This window comes from Enterovibrio nigricans DSM 22720, assembly GCF_900167155.1.
In the GTDB taxonomy this organism is placed as follows: Bacteria; Pseudomonadota; Gammaproteobacteria; order Enterobacterales; family Vibrionaceae; genus Enterovibrio; species Enterovibrio nigricans.
The window spans coordinates 23273-41742 of the sequence record NZ_FUXU01000038.1; the positions used below are offsets into that span (position 1 = coordinate 23273).

The following is an 18470-nucleotide window of genomic DNA, read 5'->3' on the forward strand; positions in this document are numbered from 1 at the left end:
ATATCCCCACTTTTTCTCTTGTCACACAATCCGTGCCACAGGCTCAGAGCAGCCTAATAGCGAGTTTTAGTGTGATGTTTCGCTGGCACCAACTATAAACAATAAAGCCGACACGCCGACCTCACACCCCGATTTCAAATTGCCTATTGATGGCGCAAATTTTACACAAAATTGGATGTTAGTAATGAAGAAATCGACTGTTGCAATCGGTGTGGTTGCGGCTGTGTTGGCGAGTGGCTATGTTGCCTACAACACAATGTTTGGTGCAGAAGCCGTACAAATAAGTGCTGAAGCGTTAGACCAAAAATTCGCAGAATACTCAAACCCAGAAGCTTTTGTGTCTGCGCAAGAACTGAAAAGCCTGATGGACAAGGGCGAGAACGTGGTTGTGATCGGTGCGCTGAACCCAGTGAAACCAGACGCACCTATCTCGGGTTCATTCTCTATGTGGCGTGGTGATTACTCTGCAGCAGAAGGCGAATACGCTTACGACGGTATGCGCAATTCTGTGGAAGACATGGAAGCACTGCTGAGCAAGTTTGGCGCAAACACCGACACCACCATCGTTGTGTACGCTGCAAATGCGCACCACGATGCTGCTCGCCTGTTCTGGCAAATTAAAAACCTTGGTCATGACAACGTTCGTTACCTAGATGGTGGTCTGAATGCGTGGATTGGCGCGGGTTACCCTACTGGTGAAGCGAATCCGACAGTTGCTGCAACCGATTACGATGCGCCAGCACCGCAAGTTGAAGCGTCTACTCTGGCAACACTGGACATGGTTCTGGCTGCGCAAAACGCACAAGACTGGGTCATCATCGATACCCGTGGTCAGGAAGAGTTTGACGGTACCACTACCGTGGGCGGCGCATTTGGCCCGGGTACCATTCCTGGTAGCGTTCACATCAACTGGACGAAGGCACTGAACGCCGACACCACGCTGAAATCAGCAGAAGAACTTAAAGCCCTGTACGGCGATGTAATCAAAGACAAAAAAGTCATTGCTTACTGTCAGTCAGGCGTTCGCTCTGCACATACCATGATGGTTCTGGAAGAAGTTCTGGGTGCACAAGACGTCTACAACTATGACGGTTCTTGGATTGAATATAGCTATGCGCACTACGAGCAAAAACGCGAAGACGTAAACGTTCAGAACGGCGCGAAAGGCTAATAACCCCCTCATTTAATGTCGCAGCAACAATGACTGCGACATTAATGGGCTCGGTTATTCAAGAGGGCAAATAAAGCCCCGCACAACAGAATTATAAAAACTGGAACTATAAAAATAATGAACAATGTCATTTTTAGCCAAAAGCTATACGACGCGGCGCAGAACGTTGTCGATGGCTGTATGGGCGATGCCGATCCGGCGTGTCAAACAGCTTGTCCAATGCACACTGATGTTAAACAGTACGTGCGTCTGGCTGGTGAAGGTAAATATCAGGAAGCGTTGGACGTTATCCGCGGCCGACTTTTCCTCCCTCAAACACTGGGCCGCATTTGTGCGCACCCTTGTGAAGCGGCGTGTCGTCGTCAAACAGAATACGGTCAAGCAATCAGCGTAGCGGGTATCAAACGTTTTGTTGCTGAGAAGATGGACAACCAGGAAAACTGGGATCTGGCTATCTTGAACCCTACCGGTAAGAAAATTGCGATTGTTGGTGCTGGCCCTGCGGGTGCACAAGCAGCAATCGAATTGCGTCGTAAAGGCCACGAAGTCACTATCTTCGAAAAACTGGACGTTTACGGCGGCATGATGCGTGTGGGTATCCCTGAATACCGTCTGCCACGCAATGTTATCGATTTCGAATACAGCTACTTGAACCTGCTGGGTATTGAAACCAAGTTTGGCGTTGAAATCGGCAAAGACATTAGCTTCGAAGAACTGCGTAACACGCACGATGCAGTTGTGCTTGCACACGGTGCTCACGTAGGTTCAATCATTCCACTTCCAGGTCACAAAGCAGAAGGCGTTTTCTCTGCGGTTGAGTACCTGAAAGAAGTGTCTGAAACTCGCGCATTCCCACGTTCTGGTAAGCGTGTCATGGTTATCGGCGGCGGTGACGTTGCAATGGACTGTGCGCGTTCTTCTTGGCGTATCGGTTGCGACGAAGTTTACCAGTGTTCACTGGAAGCGATGGACGCACTGCCAGCAAGCCACATTGAAATTGAGGAATCGCTGGAAGAAGGCGTTATTTTCAATGCGGGTTGGGGCCCTGTGTCTATCGAAGAGCAAGACGGCAAAGTGGTGTCTATCACCCTGAAGCGCGTTCTGTCTATTTTCGATGAGCAAGGAAACTTCGCACCAAGCTACAGCGATGAAACTCGTACTATCGAAGTCGACACTGTTCTGTTCGCAACCGGCCAGATCGTGGCAGACATCACAGGTGGCGCGTTAGAGCAAGCACGTGGTGGTCGTTACGTGGTTGATAAAAATACCCTAGCGACATCGATGGAAGGTGTTTATGTGGCTGGTGATGCTGCAGGCGGTAACATTGTTATCGAAGCAATGGCACTTGGCCGTAAAGCAGCGATGAGCATTGAACGTCAATTCGCAGGCCGTCCTCTGGATGAAGGTCGCGACTTCGTTGAAGAATACAGCTACAAGTCTCGCCTAGACATCCCATTGCCAAAAGGCACGACCGATGTACCTCGTCTACACGGCGAACTGCGTGACGCAGAAGTACGCAAGCGTGACTTCGCTCAGGTAGACCTTGGCTTTACCCAAGAACAAATCAAGCAAGAATCAGCGCGCTGCCTGCAGTGTACCTGCAAGCTGTGTATGAGCGAGTGCATCATGATGAACGACTTCGGCGACTGTCCGAAGACTCTGTTCGGTGATTTCGTCACTAAGAAAGAGATGGATCCATTGTTGGCTTACTCCTGTAATGCCTGTGACCAGTGCACCATCGTTTGTCCGAAAGATTACCCGATGAAGGAAATCTTCCTGGGTGCGCGTATTGACTTTGTTAACGCTAACAACGGTGAATCACCGATGAAAGGCCACAAGGCAATCAATATGCACCAGAAACTGGGCTTCTCGAAACTCTTCACTATGGCTAAACGCGCGGTAACCAAATAATGAGCAAAGTATTTATGCCAGGCTGTAGCCTGCCGTCTTATTCGCCAGAGGGTGTAGCGGCGATTGCACAGCACCTGAAAAACGTATTTCCAGAAATGGGTGCGGTTCAAAAGTGCTGTGGTAAACCAACGGCAGCAGTAGGCCAATACGAAAAATTTAAAGAGCGTTACGGTCAGCTGCAAGCGGACTTTGACAAGCTGGAAGCTGAAGAAGTGATCGTGGCATGTCAGAGCTGCTACGGCATGATCAAGAAATCTGGCGGTACGCAAAAGCCTGTTTCTCTGTGGAAACTGCTGCCAGAAATCGGTCTTCCACCAGAATTGGTTGGCAAAGCAAAAGACAGTGACGTGGTATTCACCATTCACGACTCTTGCTCAACCCGCTACGAGCGCGAACTGCAAGACGGTATCCGTTGGATCCTGAACGAACTGGGCTACAAAACAGCTGAGCCTGAGCACACGCGTGAAAACACGCGTTGTTGTGGCTTCGGCGGCATGGTTGTTCCTGCTAACCCAGGCGTCGCAACCCGCGTTGTTCAACGTCGCGTCGATGAGTTTGAAACTGACTTTGTTGTTGTTTACTGCTCTGCATGTCGCGCGTCAATGATGGGTGTTGGCACCAAGTCTTGGCACATCCTGGATCTGGTTTTCGGCCCAGTTGTTATGCAAAACAGCGAGCCACCAGTGAACGTGCTGGCAAGCCCTGCGAAAGCGTGGTTCAACCGCTACAAGTCAAAAGCTGGCCTGATTAAGTGCATGTCAGTGTGATTTAAAGAAGTCGCTGAGCAGAAAACTCATACGCACTATGACAGGGTCGAGGTTGTCTCCCTCGGCTCTTCCTCAGCGCGCTTCTTTCCCCCTTTGGATAACACCTTTGGGCATAAAGAGTTTCAAAATATTTTCAGGTAAATCATCATGAAATTTCTAAAAATCGGTATCGCGCTGCTGGTCGTAGCGTTAGCACTTTTCGCGGCAAAGCAAACGGGTATTCTTGAAATCATCACCGACATCAAGAGCCTGCAAGAGTGGATCGCAAGCTTCGGCGCACTAGGTTATGTTGTTTTCGTTGCGGCATTCGTGTTTGCATGTGTGTTCCTGCTGCCTGGCAGTGCGTTCACCATTGTGGCGGGTATTGTGTTCGGCCCAATCAAAGGCGGTATCCTTGCACTGCTTTCAGCGACTCTGGGCGCAGTTGTTGCATTCGTGATCGCTCGCTTCCTGCTGCGCAATACCATCATGAAGAAGTTTGGTGACAACCCAATCTTTAAGAAAATTGATGACGGTGTAGCGCAAAACGGTACTAGCTTCTTGATCCTGACCCGTCTGGTTCCTGTGTTTCCATTCAGCTTGCAAAACTACGCGTACGGTTTGACCAGTCTGAACCTGGGTACTTACGCGCTGGTTTCTCTGGTCACCATGGCGCCAGGTGCGTTTATCTTCGCTTACATGGCGGGTGATATTGCAACGAATGGTGTGTCTGCAATGCTGCTGGTGAAATTCGCAGGTGCAGGTCTGGTGCTGTTTGGCATGTCTTTGATCCCGAAATACATCGCCAAGAAAAAAGGCATCAACATGGACGACCTGGCGAAATAACTTGCGCTGGCTTCAGAAGTGAATATTGTATCGCTCCTTGCCGAAAGCAAGGGGCGATTTTCGCGTTTCAGAGCACTTAAAAATGTGTTCTATCAGTCAGTAAGTCCGTTATGGACTTGGTAGAGATAACAGAAGAATAACGCGCTATGAAAAAACTGATTTCTGCAATTGCTATGCTCTTGGCATCGTTTTCTGCACTCGCAATGGACCCAACGCAATGGCAGCAGGTTGAAGCCGATGCCGAAGGTCAACATGTCTATTTTCATGCTTGGGGCGGTAGTCAGGAAATTAACCGCTACATCCACTGGGCGAAGAAAGAACTGCATCGTCGTTACGATGTCACGCTTCATCACGTTAAAGTCACCGACATTTCAGAAACCACCACGCGACTGATTGCAGAAAAAGCAGCAGGAAAAGAAGAGGGTGGCAGTGTTGATCTGATTTGGGTAAACGGCGAAAACTTTAAATCGTTGAAAGACAATAAGATGCTGTTTGGCCCGTTTGCTGAGTCGCTACCTAACTGGCAGTTTGTGGACACTAACTTACCTGTAACGGTCGACTTTTCCGAGCCAACAGATGGCTTAGAAGCACCGTGGGGCATGAGCCAACTTGTGTTTATCCATGACACCGACGTGTTGCCAAATCCACCACGCAGTTATGCTGACATGCTTAACTATGCCAAAGTGAACCCAAACCGTCTGACGTACCCGCGTCCGCCGGAATTTCATGGCACCAGTTTCCTTAAATCGCTGTTGATTGAACTGTCTCAAAACGATCCACGTCTGCAACAACCTGTATCAGACGCTGACTATGCAGTGCTGACCAAGCCGCTTTGGGATTACCTGAATGAATTCCACACCGTTGCATGGCGTGGTGGAAAACAATTCCCATCCGGCACAGCAGAAACGTTGCAATTGTTGGATGATGGCCAAATCGACTTAGCCATTACCTTTAACCCGAACGCTGTGTATGCCGCTCATGCCTCAGGCAATTTAGCCGAATCTACCGTTGCTTATGCAATGGACTCCGGTGCGCTGTCCAACATCCACTACCTTGCAGTGCCTTGGAATGCCAATGCAAAAGCAGGCGCATTGGTTGCGGCTAACTTTTTGTTGAGTCCGGAAGCACAGTCGCGCAAGGGCAATATCGACATTTGGGGTGATCCTTCCGTGTTGAAATCTGATCACCTTTCAGGTTCAGCGAAAGAAAATAAACCGTTTAAATCGGTACAGGAAACGCACCCAAGTTGGCAGAGCGCCATTGAGAAAGAATGGCTGCAACGTTATGGAAGCTAATTGCTGATGTTACGTGCGCTTTATTTCGTCATTATTCTTTGCTGCGTATTGCCGACGGCGTTTGGTTTGACGGGTGTGGTTGTGTCGTCGCTGGGCTACATTCCCCCACTCGACATGCACACGCTGACGCTAGGTGGCTTTGCCATGGTTTTTTCATGGGAAGGCGTGTGGCAATCCATCGGTATGACTGTGTGTTCGGCGATAGCCAGTACCTACCTTGCCTGTTTGATCACATTCGCGATTCTGCAGGCAAGCTGGGGAACGCGTTTCTGGCGCAATATTGAAGTCGCATTGTCGCCGCTGTTGGCTGTTCCTCATGTCGCGTTTGCGATTGGTTTTGCTTTTCTGTTCGCGCCGACTGGCATCGGTGCGCGGCTATTAAGTTCGACGCTGGGTTATGATGCGTCCGCCCAAGGCGTTGAAGATCTTGCCTTGCTGGTGAAAGACCCCTACGCACTCGGTATGATTTTGATGCTTGCGCTCAAAGAAGTGCCTTTCCTGTTGCTGATGAGCATTTCCGTGCTGCAGCAGGTAAAGGTCAACCAGATTGAAAAGGTGAGTGCGTCCCTTGGCTACAGCCGTGCACAAGCATGGTGGAAGTGCGTATTCCCCCAATGGCTGGCAAAGCTGCGTTTCCCAATGTTGGCCGTCATGGCGTATGGCCTGTCAGTGGTCGATGTTGCACTGATCATTGGACCGACGAATCCGCCGACGTTTGCTGTACTGGTTTGGCAGTGGTTTAACGATCCTGACTTGTCACTATTGCCACGAGCTGCGGCGGGTGCGGTTGTCTTGTTTGCGATTTCGCTGCTGTTGATTGGTGTCGCGCGTTTTGTTGAATGGGGCATTACTAAAGGCGCACGAAGTTGGCAGTTCTCGGGCCGCTGTAGTGTTGCGCTTCCCGGTAAATCGGTTTTTACAACCTTGGCGGTGCTTTCGGTTCTGATGGTCCCCATCATGTTTATCTGGAGTGTCGCACAGCGTTGGCGCTTCCCAGATTTGCTGCCCAGCCGTTATAGTTTGCGTTTCTGGGAATACGAGTGGACCTCTATTCTCAATACCGTTGAACAAAGCCTCGCGATCGCGATCTTTTGTGCTTCACTCGCGCTAATTATGGCGTTGCTCGCCCATGAATACCGTATTCGCTATCGCTTGCAAGTCCCGGGGTACGTCATTGCGGTACCTATGCTTATCCCACAACTTTCCGTGTTGTTTGGAATGCAAGTCGCGACCTTGTACGTGAATGCGGACGCGCACCATCTTTGGGTGTGTTGGGCGCATGTGTTTTTCGCCTTTCCGTATGTGTATCTTTCGTTAGATGGCCCATGGCGCAGTTATGACGAACGCTTAACCCGTGCGGCATTGAGCTTAGGTAAGTCCCCACTTCGCGTCTGGTTTAGTGTGAAAATGCCCATTCTGTTACCTGCGATTGCGTTTGCGTGGGCAATTGGTATCAGCGTGAGTTTGGCGCAATACCTGCCAACCCTGATATTGGGCGCGGGACGCATTAGCACCATCACAACGGAAGCGGTCGCACTGTCGAGCGGCTTTGACCGTCGCGTGACGGCAATTTATGCCATTTGGCAGGCACTTCTGCCATTTATGTTCTTCTCTTTGGCGATATTAACCAGTCGTATCCAGCTGAAATATCGTCGGCTTTCTTCCCGGAGAAATATTCGCAATGAGCTTATGTCTCGAAAACCTCGCCATTCGTAAATCAACCGGAGAGGAGCTTTTTTCATCCTTCAATATGCGTGTTGAAAAAGGCAAAATTCTTTGCTTGATGGGACCAAGCGGATGCGGAAAGTCCACATTGCTGGATGCAGTGGCAGGGCACTTATCTGGCGAATTTGCCTACACGGGGCGTATTCGCTTGAATGAGGTGCTATTGGATGGCGTGCCGCCGCATAAGCGTGAAGTCGGCATTCTGTTTCAAGACGACCTTTTGTTTCCGCACTTGTGCGTTTGGGAGAACCTGGCATTTGCCTTACCTAACCACATTAAAGGCGAAGAGCGTCGTGACCGCGCGATGCAGGCGTTGAAAAACATCGCATTGTCCTCGTTGGCGGAGTCGTATCCCGATCAGATTTCGGGCGGGCAGCGCGCCCGTATCAGCTTGACTCGCATGTTGTTGGCAAAGCCGAAAGTTGCGTTGCTGGACGAGCCTTTCAGCAAGCTGGATAAAACCCTGCGCACGCAATTTCGTGACTGGGTGGTAGAGCAGCTAAAAGAAGCGAATATCCCAGCGTTGATGGTCACACACGATATGGAAGATATTCCCCCAGGCAGTCAGCTTTTAAGCTGGCCGTGGAATACGGTACGTGAGGAAGTTACTCATGCTTGATAGTTTTGGAATAAAGGTGGTGCGTTGGCCGCTGTCACAAACGGCAAAACTGGTGGACAGTTTTGGCGTGACGGCTAACCAAACGACCGTGGCAGGTTTCTTGATTGGTTGTCTGGCATTACCGTCACTGATTTTCCAGCAATATGAACTCGCATTAGTGTTCATTTTGTTCAACCGCATGTTGGATGGCCTAGACGGTGCATTGGCCCGTATTCAGGGCGTGACAGACGCGGGCGGTTTTCTTGATATCAGTTTGGACTTTCTTTTCTATTCGCTGGTGCCGTTCGGTTTTATTCTTGCAAATCCTGAGCAGAATGCAGTGGCGGGTGCATTTCTGATCTTCGCGTTTATCGGTACGGGAAGCAGTTTTCTGGCATTTGCCATTATGGCGGGTAAGCAGGGCATTGATGACCCTGTCTATAAAAACAAGTCGCTGTACTACATGACGGGATTGACGGAAGGCTCGGAGACCATTCTGTGCTTTATTGTTATGTGCGTTTTCCCTCAGTATTTCGTAGAGATTGCCTGTGTATTTGGTGCGATGTGTTGGTTTACCACCTCGTCACGAATTTACAATGGGTTTCAAACGCTCGCGAGATGTTAACTGCTCAAATTCCGCCTCAAATTGTAAATTAATCCAGTTGAAACCCGCTATTTATGCGGGTTTTTTCTTTTTTTGCTGCAATGTCACAGAATTATCCACTCCCCTCCTTATTTCCGGTGACCCAATTCACACATTGATTTGTATGCGACTTTTGTCCAGTAAATGCTAGTTATTTCATCTGTTTGAAAGGCTGTGAAAGCAATAGCATAAGGCCATCCAAGTCATACAAAAGTCGTGTTTATGAAAGTTGTTGCTATCACCGCTTGCCACACTGGTATCGCTCATTGCTACATGGCCGCCGATCGCCTCGTCGAAGCAGCGCAAGCGCTTTCTATTCAAATAAAAGTAGAAACGCAGGGTGCCATGGGCATTGAAAACAAAATCTCTAAAAAAGAGTTTGATGAAGCAGACCACATCTTGTTAGCAACCGAAATCACGCCCTCTGAGAGCGACCGTTACGAAGGTAAAAACCTGACAATCGTCTCCGTACAAGACGCACTCAATCAACCTATCGCATTATTAAAAAAATTTAAGTGAACACAATGAAAAAAGAAGTCGCATTTACCTGTGAATTGCCAAACGGTATTCACGCTCGCCCTGCGAACCATCTGGAAGCAGTATGCAGCAAATTCAACAGTGACATTACGCTGAAAAACCTGCGTAACGGAAACCAAGGCTCTGCGAAAAGCGTTCTTTCGCTGGTTGGTACGGATACGTTGTTGAATGACCCGTGTTCACTGATCATCGAAGGTGACGATGCAGAAAGCGCATTTGAAACCCTCGCGAAATATATTCAGGAAGAGTTTCCGCATTGTGACGAAGCATTAGAGGTGATGGAGCAAGGTGATGTTCTTCTTCCTCAATCGCTGATGCATCACAACCCAAATCTGGTACACGCAAAACGTTTGTCTGCGGGTATCGCAAAAGGCAAATTGGTACGTTACACCGAGGTTGAGCTTTCACTGTTCAACGACGCCGAATCAGACATGTCATTTGCGCAAGCAAAACAGACAGTCACTGAGACGCTTTTGGCACAGGCTGAAACGGCTAACGGCCAGGAAAAAGAAATCATTAATGCACATTTGGGCATTTTGAAAGACGAGGCGTTGAACAGCCAAGTCATGGACGAGGTATCTCAGGGTAAAACGCTGGCACGCGGCATTTTGACTGCAGTAGCAAGCATTACTGAAACCTTGTTGCAGTCTTCGTCTGACTACTTGAAAGAGCGCGTACTGGACATCAAAGACATCGCGCTTCAGTTGCTGATCACTGCGCACCCGCACATGAACGTGTCGACCGAGTTTACACTGACTGAGCCATCAGTCGTGATCGCCAATGATCTGACGCCAAGCCAATTCTTGGGTTTGGATCGTTCACACCTGCAAGGCTTGATCCTGACACAAGCGGGCTCAACCTCGCACACCGTGATTCTGGCGCGTGCATTCAACATTCCGGCGGTTTCTGGTGTGTCTATCGACCAGTGTGCATCACAAGAAGGTGAGCTGGTTTATGTCGATGGCGGTTTGGGTGTTGTTGCACTGGAAGCGTCACAAGACGTGGCCACGTACTTCGAACGCGCTATTTGGTTGGCAGAGCAAAAAACCCAAGTAGAAAGCGAGTTCGTGAACGACGCAGCACAAACCAAAGACGGCAAGCACATTGAAATCGCTGCAAACATTGCGTGTACGGTAGAAGCCGAGCCAGCGTTTGCGAAAGGTGCAGAAGGCGTAGGCCTTTTCCGCACTGAGATGCTGTTCATGGACCGCGCGACTGCACCGGATGAAGACGAGCAGTTCAATGCGTATAAAGCGGTATTGGAAGCAGCAGAAGGCAAGGCGGTGATTATCCGCACCATGGATATCGGCGGTGACAAACCTATTGATTACCTGAACCTGCCACACGAGCACAACCCATTCTTGGGTTACCGTGCGGTACGTATTTACCCGCAGTTTATTGCGCTGTTCCACACGCAAATTCGTGCCATCTTGCGTGCTGCACCGTTCGGTCACACAAAAGTGATGATCCCGATGATCCAAAGCATCGAAGAGATCCGCTGGGTGAAAGAACAAATCGCGACAGTAAAAGCAGTGATGGACAGCGAAGGCGTTGCTTACGGCGACATCGAACTGGGCATCATGGTGGAAATCCCATCGGTTGCATTCATCATGGATCAGTTCTGCAAAGAAGTAGACTTCTTCAGTATTGGTTCGAACGACATGACCCAATACCTGCTGGCTGTAGACCGCGACAACGACAACGTTGCCAAGCTTTACAATAGCCTTGCGCCATCTTTCCTTCGCTTGTTGAAGGCAGTGGTAGAGGGGGCACATGAACACGGTAAGTGGGTTGGCCTATGTGGCGAACTGGGTGCAAATAAGAAAGTCTTGCCACTGCTAGTTGGCGCAGGTCTGGACGAGTTGAGCATGGCAGCACCAAGCATTGCTCCTACTAAAGCAGCGTTGCGTCAATTTGACAGCGAGCAATGCCGTGACTTGTTTGCACAGGCGTGCGATTGCGCGACTATCGCCGACGTAGAAGCTCTGCTTGATGCGTTCAGCAAAGCACAAGAAGACAAGCCATTTTTGGCAACCGAATGTGTGCTGCTGGATTGTGAATTCAACAGCAAAGAAGAAGCGATTCAAACACTGGTAGGTAACTTGGGTATTCGCGGCCGTACTCACTTAGTGAGCGAGCTGGAAGCGGACATTTGGGCGCGTGAAGCTGTGTTCTCAACGGGCTTGGGTAACGGCTTTGCCATCCCACACACTAAATCAGACAACATCGCGCACTCATCAATCTCTATCGCGCGTCTGAAAAAACCGGTGCGTTGGAGCGAAGACGAAGATGGTGATGCAGAGTTCGTTATCATGCTGACCCTTAACAAAGATCAGGGCGATCAGCACATGCGCATCTTCTCTGGTCTAGCAAGAAAACTGATCCACGAAAACTTCAGAAACACCCTAAAGAGCATGCCTACTGAAGACGAAGTTATCGCCTTCTTGAAGTCAGAACTGTCTCTCTAACTTAATAAAAATTATAAAAACATGGTGCTGCATCCCCCTGCGGCACCCTTTTTCCTAAAGGTAAATAAGATGAACATCAAGATAGCGCCTTGTGCACTAGCTGTAGCCCTCGCTTTGTCTATTGTTGGCTGTAATTCAGATTCTAATTCGACACAGGTAGTTGCTTCGAATAAATCAACCTTTGCTGGTGAAATAGAAGAGCGAAAGCAGGTTGATACCAAGGTATTGAAATACGTTGACCCAATGATTGGTACCGCTGCATCGGGCCACACATTCCCGGGTGCGGTTGTACCTGCGGGCATGGTTCAGCTGTCCCCAGATACGTTCATTGGATCTAGCATTGAGCACGAATCTGGTCAAAATCCATGGCACTCTGCATCGGGTTACTGGGATTCGTCCAACTATGAAACGGGTGAAATAGTAGCTACTGATGTGCCTCTTTATGGTTTTTCTCATACCCATTTGTCAGGTACGGGTGCGACAGACCTAGGTGATGTTCTTGTTCTGCCATACACAGATCTCAATGACAAATTAATTAACTCATTTGACAAAGATAATGAAGTAGCAACTGCAGGCTATTACAGAACCAAGCTTAACAACGGCAATATCGACGTAGAATTGACAACAACAAAACGCGTTGGTTTGCACAAATACACCTTTGAAAAAGGTGCAGACCGCAATGTGAAATTCGACTTGGGCCATACTTTGTTGAATAACAATGGTGAATCGCTTCAGAACAAGATTGAAGTGGTCGATGAGTACACCATTCGCGGTCGCAAGTCTTCGACGGGTTGGTTCCAAGGGCAAGACCATCAAGGTCATGACATCTTCTTCTATGCCAAATTCAATCAGCCAGTATTGCAAGCACTGCTAGGTGAGTCTGATAGCGAACCGACCCGTGAAATGCGCCACAACGCGGTATATCAGGGCGATGATCTCACCGCATACCTGAATTTTGGTAAGGGAAAAGAAAACATCGAAATTCGCGTGGGTATCTCTCCCGTAAACTGGCACGGTGCGCAGAAGAACTTGGAAGCAGAAGCACCTAAGTTCAATTTCAATAAAGTGAAGAAGAACGCTGAGAAGGCATGGGCTAAAAAACTGGCGAAAGTAAAAGTTAAAGGCGGTACGAGAGCAGAGAAAACCAACTTCTACACCGGTATGTATCACATGATGATTGCGCCAATCGAGTTCTATGACGTCGATGGTCGCTACGTGGACATGCTCGGCACAATTCGTACTCTTGAAGACGACGACATCCCAAACTATTCCATCTACTCAACGTGGGATACGTTTCGTGCTGTTCACCCATTCTGGACCATCATCGATCCGAAGCAAGCTACCCTTTACGCCGAAGATTTGATCCGTAAATCAAACGACGAGTTCGGCATGCTGCCCAAATGGGAAGGTCACGGCTCTGAAACGGGCACCATGATTGGCTACCCATCAACCGCAATTCTTGGTGATGCGGTGACTAAAGGTTTAATTGATGCAGAAGAAGCGCTAGAAGCGTCTGTTAAATCAGCACATTACCGTCCGCATGACTTCCCACAAATCAACGATGGTATTTTGACATCATTGATGGCGGGTCAATTGAATTACCACATCAATGAGAAATGTGTGCGCGTTCCAAACTGGAACTCAGTATCTTACTCACTTGAATTCTCGTTCTACGATTGGACCATCGCTGAAATGGCGAAGGCCGCTGGAGATAAGCGTACATATAAGGAGTTTAAAGCACGCTCTTATAACTCGTTAACGCATTGGGATGAAGAATCAGGCTTCTTTGTACCAACCGTTCAAGTGGGCGACAATAAGTGTGCCCCGCTAGAGGGTTCAGGCACGTCATGGGAACAAGATCTGTATCCGAATGGTTTTAGCCCATATGTCGCTAACCCATGCGCATTCACCGAAGGTAACGCATGGCAGTGGCAGTGGACGTTTATGCAAGACTTGGACAAGCTGACCGAAATCATGGGTGGCACAGCCGGCCTGAACCAGAAACTCAATAACCTGTTCAATGCGGATTCAAACCAAGGCGACCAGCACCAAGACATGACGGGTTACATTGGTCAGTACATTCACGGTAACGAGCCTTCACACCACGTGATTTACTTGTACAACCGTACTGAAGAGTCTTACAAGGCGCAGGAATACTTGGATCAGGTTTACGATAACTTCTACAAGCCTACGCCAGACGGCATCATCGGTAATGAAGACGTAGGTCAGATGTCCGCTTGGTATTTGATGTCTGCACTTGGTTTCTACCAAATTGCACCTACCGATCCGACGTACAGTATCGGTCGCCCGATTTTTGATGAAGTGACCATGTCGATCGGTGAAGGTACGTTCAAAGTCATCGCTGAGAACAATGGCCCAGACAATATGTACGTGAAGTCGGTCACCATCAACGGTAAGCCACTGGACCAGTTTAATACCTTCAAGCATGAAGAGTTTAAAGCCGGTGGCGAATTGCGATTTGAGATGACTGCCGACAAGTCTGAGGCAATGAAAGCAAATCTGTAAGTGATGAACAAATAAATACATCTCACTAAATGAAAAGGAGAACCGCCCAAATTATTTAAGCAAAGATTGAATGTTTAAGTGTTGGGCGGTTTTTTTGAAATATTTAAAACAATAAAATAATTGGCAGTCGAACCTTATATGAATCCCTTTATATAAGCAGTTATTTATATGGGGAATGAATATACATGCTGAATTCAGCAGGGGATCGCTCACGCCAAATTTCCAAATAACGTTAATACATTAAGGTCGAAAATGATAAACAAAAAGTCTGTACTTGCTATGGCCATCTTTTTTGCGTTGGCGGGGTGTCACTCTGATTCAAATGAATCTGACGATCTGACGGGTACCTTGCCACAACCTGATCTGTCTGTACTGAATCACGTCGATACCATGATTGGCACCAAGGGTTTGGGTAACGTAAACCCGTCGCCAGTGATGCCAGAAGGCATGATCCAGCCTTCTCCTGATAACTTTGATCCTAATGGCTGGAACGGCAAGGGCTCTCCGTCTGAGTATGACCCTTCAAATGCACTTCTGTCTGGCTTCACCATGACCCACATTTCAGGTGCAGGTAAAGGTGATTTAAATGATTTCGCCTTCCTGCCATACACGGGCTTTAACACCGATGCGCCAACCATCAACAAAAAGACTGAAACCGCAGAAGTGGGTTACTACGCGGTTGATCTGGTTGAAACGGGCGTTAGAGCAGAACTGACAGCAACGGACCGCGTGGCGTTTCAACGTTACAACTTCAAAGACGGGGAAGACCGTAAAGTACGTATCGACCTTCAGCACGAGCTGCTCGAAGTCTACGGTAACCACTCGCGCAATATTTACTACAAGCGCTCGAATGACACCACCGTGGTGGGCGCGCGTACCTCAAACGAATGGGGACAGTGGCAAACCGTCTTCTTTGTCGCTGAATTCTCTGAATCAATCGTTGAAGAAAACCTATACGCCAAACTGGCGTCTGAAAGCCAGTTACGACCGGTCGATGCAACGGAAATTGGCCTTGCTGATTACCGCGGCTACGCAGAACATCAACCGATGCCAGGCGAGCCAGATCCGGATGCTGACCGTCTGGCACAACGTGCAAATGACGTGATGACGCACCTTAATTTTGGTAAAGGTGATGCCCCAATCACGGTGAAAGTGGCCATTTCTGGCACCAGCATCGACGGCGCGATTAACAACCTAAACGCGGATACAAACGGCTTCGACTTCGACGCAGTGGTTGAGAAAAACCGCACTGCATGGGCGACCGTGCTGGGTAAATTCAAACTGGAAGGCGGTAAAGAAGCAGATAAGACCATGTTCTTTACCTCGCTGTATCGCACCTACATTGCGCCATTTGTCTACCAAGATGTTGACGGCAAATATCGTGGCATGGACGGCAAAGTTCACCAAGCAGAAGACGGATTGGTTAACTACTCGGTTTACTCTATGTGGGATACCTTCCGTGCTGCCCACCCGCTGAAAACCATCATTGATAAGCCTCGTGCCATTGAATATGCACATGACTTACTGAACAAATACAAAACCGGTGGCGTGCTGCCGAAATGGGAGCTTCACTCTGATTACACCGGTGAAATGGTGGGTCACCCAGCCGTTTCTGTAATTGCAGATATCATGGTGAAACACCCAGAAGCGTTCACGCAAGAACACTTTGAACTTGCGATTCAGGCTGCTAATGACACGCTTGATTTTGACCTGATGAAAACCGACAGCTGGGTGCCTTATCGTGATGCATGGTCTGGTGACAAGCGCTTTACGGTCATGACCCGTCACAATACGTACCAAGAAGATCTCGGTTACATTCCTGCTAACACCAAATGGGCTGATGACTCGGGTGACAAACCTGCTTATGTAAACGGCCTGAAAAACGACAAGTACGACGAACTGGTGAATGAGTCTGTCTCTTACGGTTTGGAGAATGCCTACTACGACTGGACCGTGGCTCAGATTGCCAAGTTAGCGGGTGATGACGTTGCGTTTGAACGCTACATGGCACGTTCAGAGTCGTTCAAGAACTACTTCGACTACAACCCTGATTTCTACGGAAAACTGCTGGACAGCAAAGGCAACTCGCTGGGTGCGACAGGATTTATGCGTCCTGTGTACAACCTGAATGGCACCAAAACTTTTGCTAACAACCTGAAAGCGGATTGTGTAGACGCAAACCTGGCACTGTCTATCCCTAACGGCTTGGATTACAACGGCTGTAAAGACCGTAAGACCCTGACAGAAAACGATGTGTTCTGGCCATACCGTGCTGAGCACCGCGGCGAAGACTTTACCGAAGGTAACACCTGGCAGTGGACATGGTTTGCCCCGCACAGCATTAGCGGTTTGGCAAATATCATGGGTGGCGAATTCAATGTGCGTACCGACTTTGACATGCCGGAAGCGATGTCAGCGACAGGTAAAGCGGCACTGTTGGCGAACCTTAATGCCTTGTTCAATGCGAACTCAAACGCAGACACCAGCCAGTCTCACGATATGTCGGGATACATTGGTCAGTTCGTGATGGGTAACGAGCCTGATCACCACGTGCCGATGATTTACAACTGGACGGCAGAGCCTTGGAAGACCCAAGAAATCGTTGATCGCGCAATGAATGAGTTCTACCACCCAACGTTGGAAGGCCTGATTGGCAACGAAGATGTCGGCCAAATGTCGGCATGGTATGTGATGAACGCGCTGGGCTTCTATCAGGTAACACCTGCTGATCCGTCGTACACCATTACGCGTCCAATTTTCGACAAAGCTGAAATTCCTGTCGACGGTGGTTCATTCACCATTACGACGGAAAATAACAGCGAAGAAAATATTTACGTTAAATCCGTGGCAATTAATGGTCAGCCACTAAATAAGAACTTCTCATTTAAACACTCAGATCTTAAGCCGGGCGGACAACTACATTTCGTCATGACCGGAAATAAAGAAGACGCATTAAAGTAAAAATAAAAAAACACGAGAAACCCTTTTTATAGGGTTTCTCTATTCGTATTTTTAGTGAAATGAAGGTGTAACATGAAATTCAGAAAGAGTTTGATTTATGTAGCAGTTATTTCAGGCATATTAGGGACTGTGGGTTGTACAACGCAGACCGCTTCTTTAACCGATCAGCCGATGATTGAAATGGGTTTAAATGTTCCTGTCATGTTTGATGACATGGACGTGACCCGTTACGTTAACCCGTTTATCGGCACCGGTAACCTAGGCAATACCTACCCGGGTGCTACAACGCCACACGGCATGGTGCAGCTTTCTCCAAATAATGGCTCTAACGGTTGGGAATATACCTCGGGGTATTACTACAACGACAACCGTACCGTCGGCTTTTCCCACACCCACCTTTCTGGTGCTGGCGCAGGTGACCTGAATGACATTCTGGTTATGCCTATTAACAGCCGCTCAGACTACATGCTCAATGAAGGTTCATCGCGTTTGCATGTGGAAGGCTCGCGCTTTAAACATAAAAACGAGCAAGCAACAGCAGGTTACTATTCGGTTTTCCTCGACGACTATGACATCAAAGCGGAATTAACCGCCTCTGATCGCGTGGGCGTTCACCGCTATTCATTCCCGCAAGACGAAAAATCTGAAATTATTGTCAACCTTGGCTTCACCATTAACTGGGACTACACCGCTGAATCTCACTTTGAGTGGGATAAGCGCAACCGCTCGCTTAATCCGTATCGCATCATGACAATTCCTTGTGTCATAAGCACCATCACCTGATATTTCAATGATTTTACGACGCGTCTGCTTGAGTAAGTTGGGGAGCACTTCGGCACCAGTTACGTCAGATAAACTCAGCTCTGCTGCGACTATTTCGTGAGTGCTTGTATCTACTGCAATATGCAGTTTACGCCAGACTCTGCGCTTCCCATCAGTACCATGCTTCTTGACCTTCCATTCACCCTCGCCATAAACCTTGAGGCCAGTGGCATCAATTGCCAGGTGTTGTATTGCTCCTCTGGTTTTGGTTTTAAATGAAA

At 48.6% G+C, this 18470-nt stretch carries 12 protein-coding genes and 2 pseudogenes; 13 read left to right on the forward strand and 1 reads right to left on the reverse strand.

What is annotated here, in order from left to right:
* Window positions 1–184: 184 nt before the first annotated feature.
* From B5D35_RS13845 to B5D35_RS13905, 13 genes and pseudogenes are all read left to right on the forward strand, one after another.
* Window positions 185–1171 carry a sulfurtransferase gene (locus B5D35_RS13845; protein ID WP_078753150.1) on the forward strand — a complete coding sequence of 329 codons (987 nt, stop codon included), beginning with the start codon at window positions 185–187 and terminating at the stop codon, window positions 1169–1171.
* A 117-nt stretch (window positions 1172–1288) separates the two neighbouring features.
* On the forward strand, window positions 1289–3082 hold the full coding sequence (locus B5D35_RS13850; protein WP_078753151.1) for an FAD-dependent oxidoreductase: 1794 nt from the start codon (window positions 1289–1291) through the stop codon (window positions 3080–3082).
* Entirely contained in the window at window positions 3079–3849 is a 771-nt protein-coding gene (locus tag B5D35_RS13855; RefSeq protein ID WP_078753152.1) for a heterodisulfide reductase-related iron-sulfur binding cluster, read from the forward strand. The genes B5D35_RS13850 and B5D35_RS13855 overlap by 4 nt, the downstream gene beginning before the upstream one ends.
* A gap of 147 nt (window positions 3850–3996) precedes the next feature.
* On the forward strand, window positions 3997–4674 hold the full coding sequence (locus B5D35_RS13860; protein WP_078753153.1) for a TVP38/TMEM64 family protein: 678 nt from the start codon (window positions 3997–3999) through the stop codon (window positions 4672–4674).
* A 146-nt stretch (window positions 4675–4820) separates the two neighbouring features.
* Window positions 4821–5969 (forward strand): ABC transporter substrate-binding protein, encoded by a 1149-nt coding sequence (locus B5D35_RS13865; RefSeq protein WP_078753154.1) that lies wholly within the window; start codon window positions 4821–4823, stop codon window positions 5967–5969.
* Window positions 5970–5975: 6 nt separating this feature from the next.
* Window positions 5976–7685, forward strand: a complete 1710-nt coding sequence (locus tag B5D35_RS13870) for an ABC transporter permease (RefSeq protein ID WP_078753162.1) — start codon at window positions 5976–5978, stop codon at window positions 7683–7685.
* Window positions 7651–8313, forward strand: a complete 663-nt coding sequence (locus tag B5D35_RS13875; protein WP_078753155.1) for an ATP-binding cassette domain-containing protein — start codon at window positions 7651–7653, stop codon at window positions 8311–8313. Before B5D35_RS13870 ends, B5D35_RS13875 begins: the two co-directional genes overlap by 35 nt.
* Window positions 8306–8917 (forward strand): CDP-alcohol phosphatidyltransferase family protein, encoded by a 612-nt coding sequence (locus B5D35_RS13880; RefSeq protein ID WP_078753156.1) that lies wholly within the window; start codon window positions 8306–8308, stop codon window positions 8915–8917. The genes B5D35_RS13875 and B5D35_RS13880 overlap by 8 nt, the downstream gene beginning before the upstream one ends.
* A 240-nt stretch (window positions 8918–9157) precedes the next feature.
* On the forward strand, window positions 9158–9454 hold the full coding sequence (locus tag B5D35_RS13885; RefSeq protein WP_078753157.1) for a PTS fructose transporter subunit IIB: 297 nt from the start codon (window positions 9158–9160) through the stop codon (window positions 9452–9454).
* Window positions 9455–9459: 5 nt separating this feature from the next.
* Window positions 9460–11940 (forward strand): phosphoenolpyruvate--protein phosphotransferase, encoded by a 2481-nt coding sequence (gene ptsP, locus B5D35_RS13890; protein ID WP_078753158.1) that lies wholly within the window; start codon window positions 9460–9462, stop codon window positions 11938–11940.
* Between the two features lie 69 nt (window positions 11941–12009).
* A complete protein-coding gene (locus B5D35_RS13895; protein ID WP_078753159.1) occupies window positions 12010–14466 on the forward strand; it encodes a GH92 family glycosyl hydrolase in 2457 nt (818 codons plus the stop codon).
* A 252-nt stretch (window positions 14467–14718) separates the two neighbouring features.
* Window positions 14719–17427: a GH92 family glycosyl hydrolase gene (locus B5D35_RS13900; RefSeq protein WP_078753160.1), complete on the forward strand. Its 2709-nt coding sequence runs from the start codon at window positions 14719–14721 to the stop codon at window positions 17425–17427.
* A 72-nt stretch (window positions 17428–17499) separates the two neighbouring features.
* Window positions 17500–18171 (forward strand): annotated as a pseudogene (locus B5D35_RS13905) (GH92 family glycosyl hydrolase); the annotation flags it as partial.
* On the opposite strand, the pseudogene B5D35_RS13910 reads toward B5D35_RS13905, so the two are convergent.
* A pseudogene (locus B5D35_RS13910) lies at window positions 18136–18470 on the reverse strand (transposase); the annotation flags it as partial. The pseudogenes B5D35_RS13905 and B5D35_RS13910 sit on opposite strands and share 36 nt — an antisense overlap.

Bases quoted from the DNA above. Each gene is read 5' to 3' on its own strand.
- B5D35_RS13880 (WP_078753156.1), top strand. From the start codon at position 8,306: ATGCTTGATAGTTTTGGAATAAAGGTGGTGCGTTGGCCGCTGTCACAA.
- B5D35_RS13850 (WP_078753151.1), top strand. From the start codon at position 1,289: ATGAACAATGTCATTTTTAGCCAAAAGCTATACGACGCGGCGCAGAAC.
- B5D35_RS13875 (WP_078753155.1), top strand. From the start codon at position 7,651: ATGAGCTTATGTCTCGAAAACCTCGCCATTCGTAAATCAACCGGAGAG.
- B5D35_RS13885 (WP_078753157.1), top strand. From the start codon at position 9,158: ATGAAAGTTGTTGCTATCACCGCTTGCCACACTGGTATCGCTCATTGC.
- B5D35_RS13895 (WP_078753159.1), top strand. From the start codon at position 12,010: ATGAACATCAAGATAGCGCCTTGTGCACTAGCTGTAGCCCTCGCTTTG.
- B5D35_RS13865 (WP_078753154.1), top strand. From the start codon at position 4,821: ATGAAAAAACTGATTTCTGCAATTGCTATGCTCTTGGCATCGTTTTCT.
- B5D35_RS13870 (WP_078753162.1), top strand. From the start codon at position 5,976: ATGTTACGTGCGCTTTATTTCGTCATTATTCTTTGCTGCGTATTGCCG.
- ptsP (WP_078753158.1), top strand. From the start codon at position 9,460: ATGAAAAAAGAAGTCGCATTTACCTGTGAATTGCCAAACGGTATTCAC.
- B5D35_RS13845 (WP_078753150.1), top strand. From the start codon at position 185: ATGAAGAAATCGACTGTTGCAATCGGTGTGGTTGCGGCTGTGTTGGCG.
- B5D35_RS13900 (WP_078753160.1), top strand. From the start codon at position 14,719: ATGATAAACAAAAAGTCTGTACTTGCTATGGCCATCTTTTTTGCGTTG.
- B5D35_RS13860 (WP_078753153.1), top strand. From the start codon at position 3,997: ATGAAATTTCTAAAAATCGGTATCGCGCTGCTGGTCGTAGCGTTAGCA.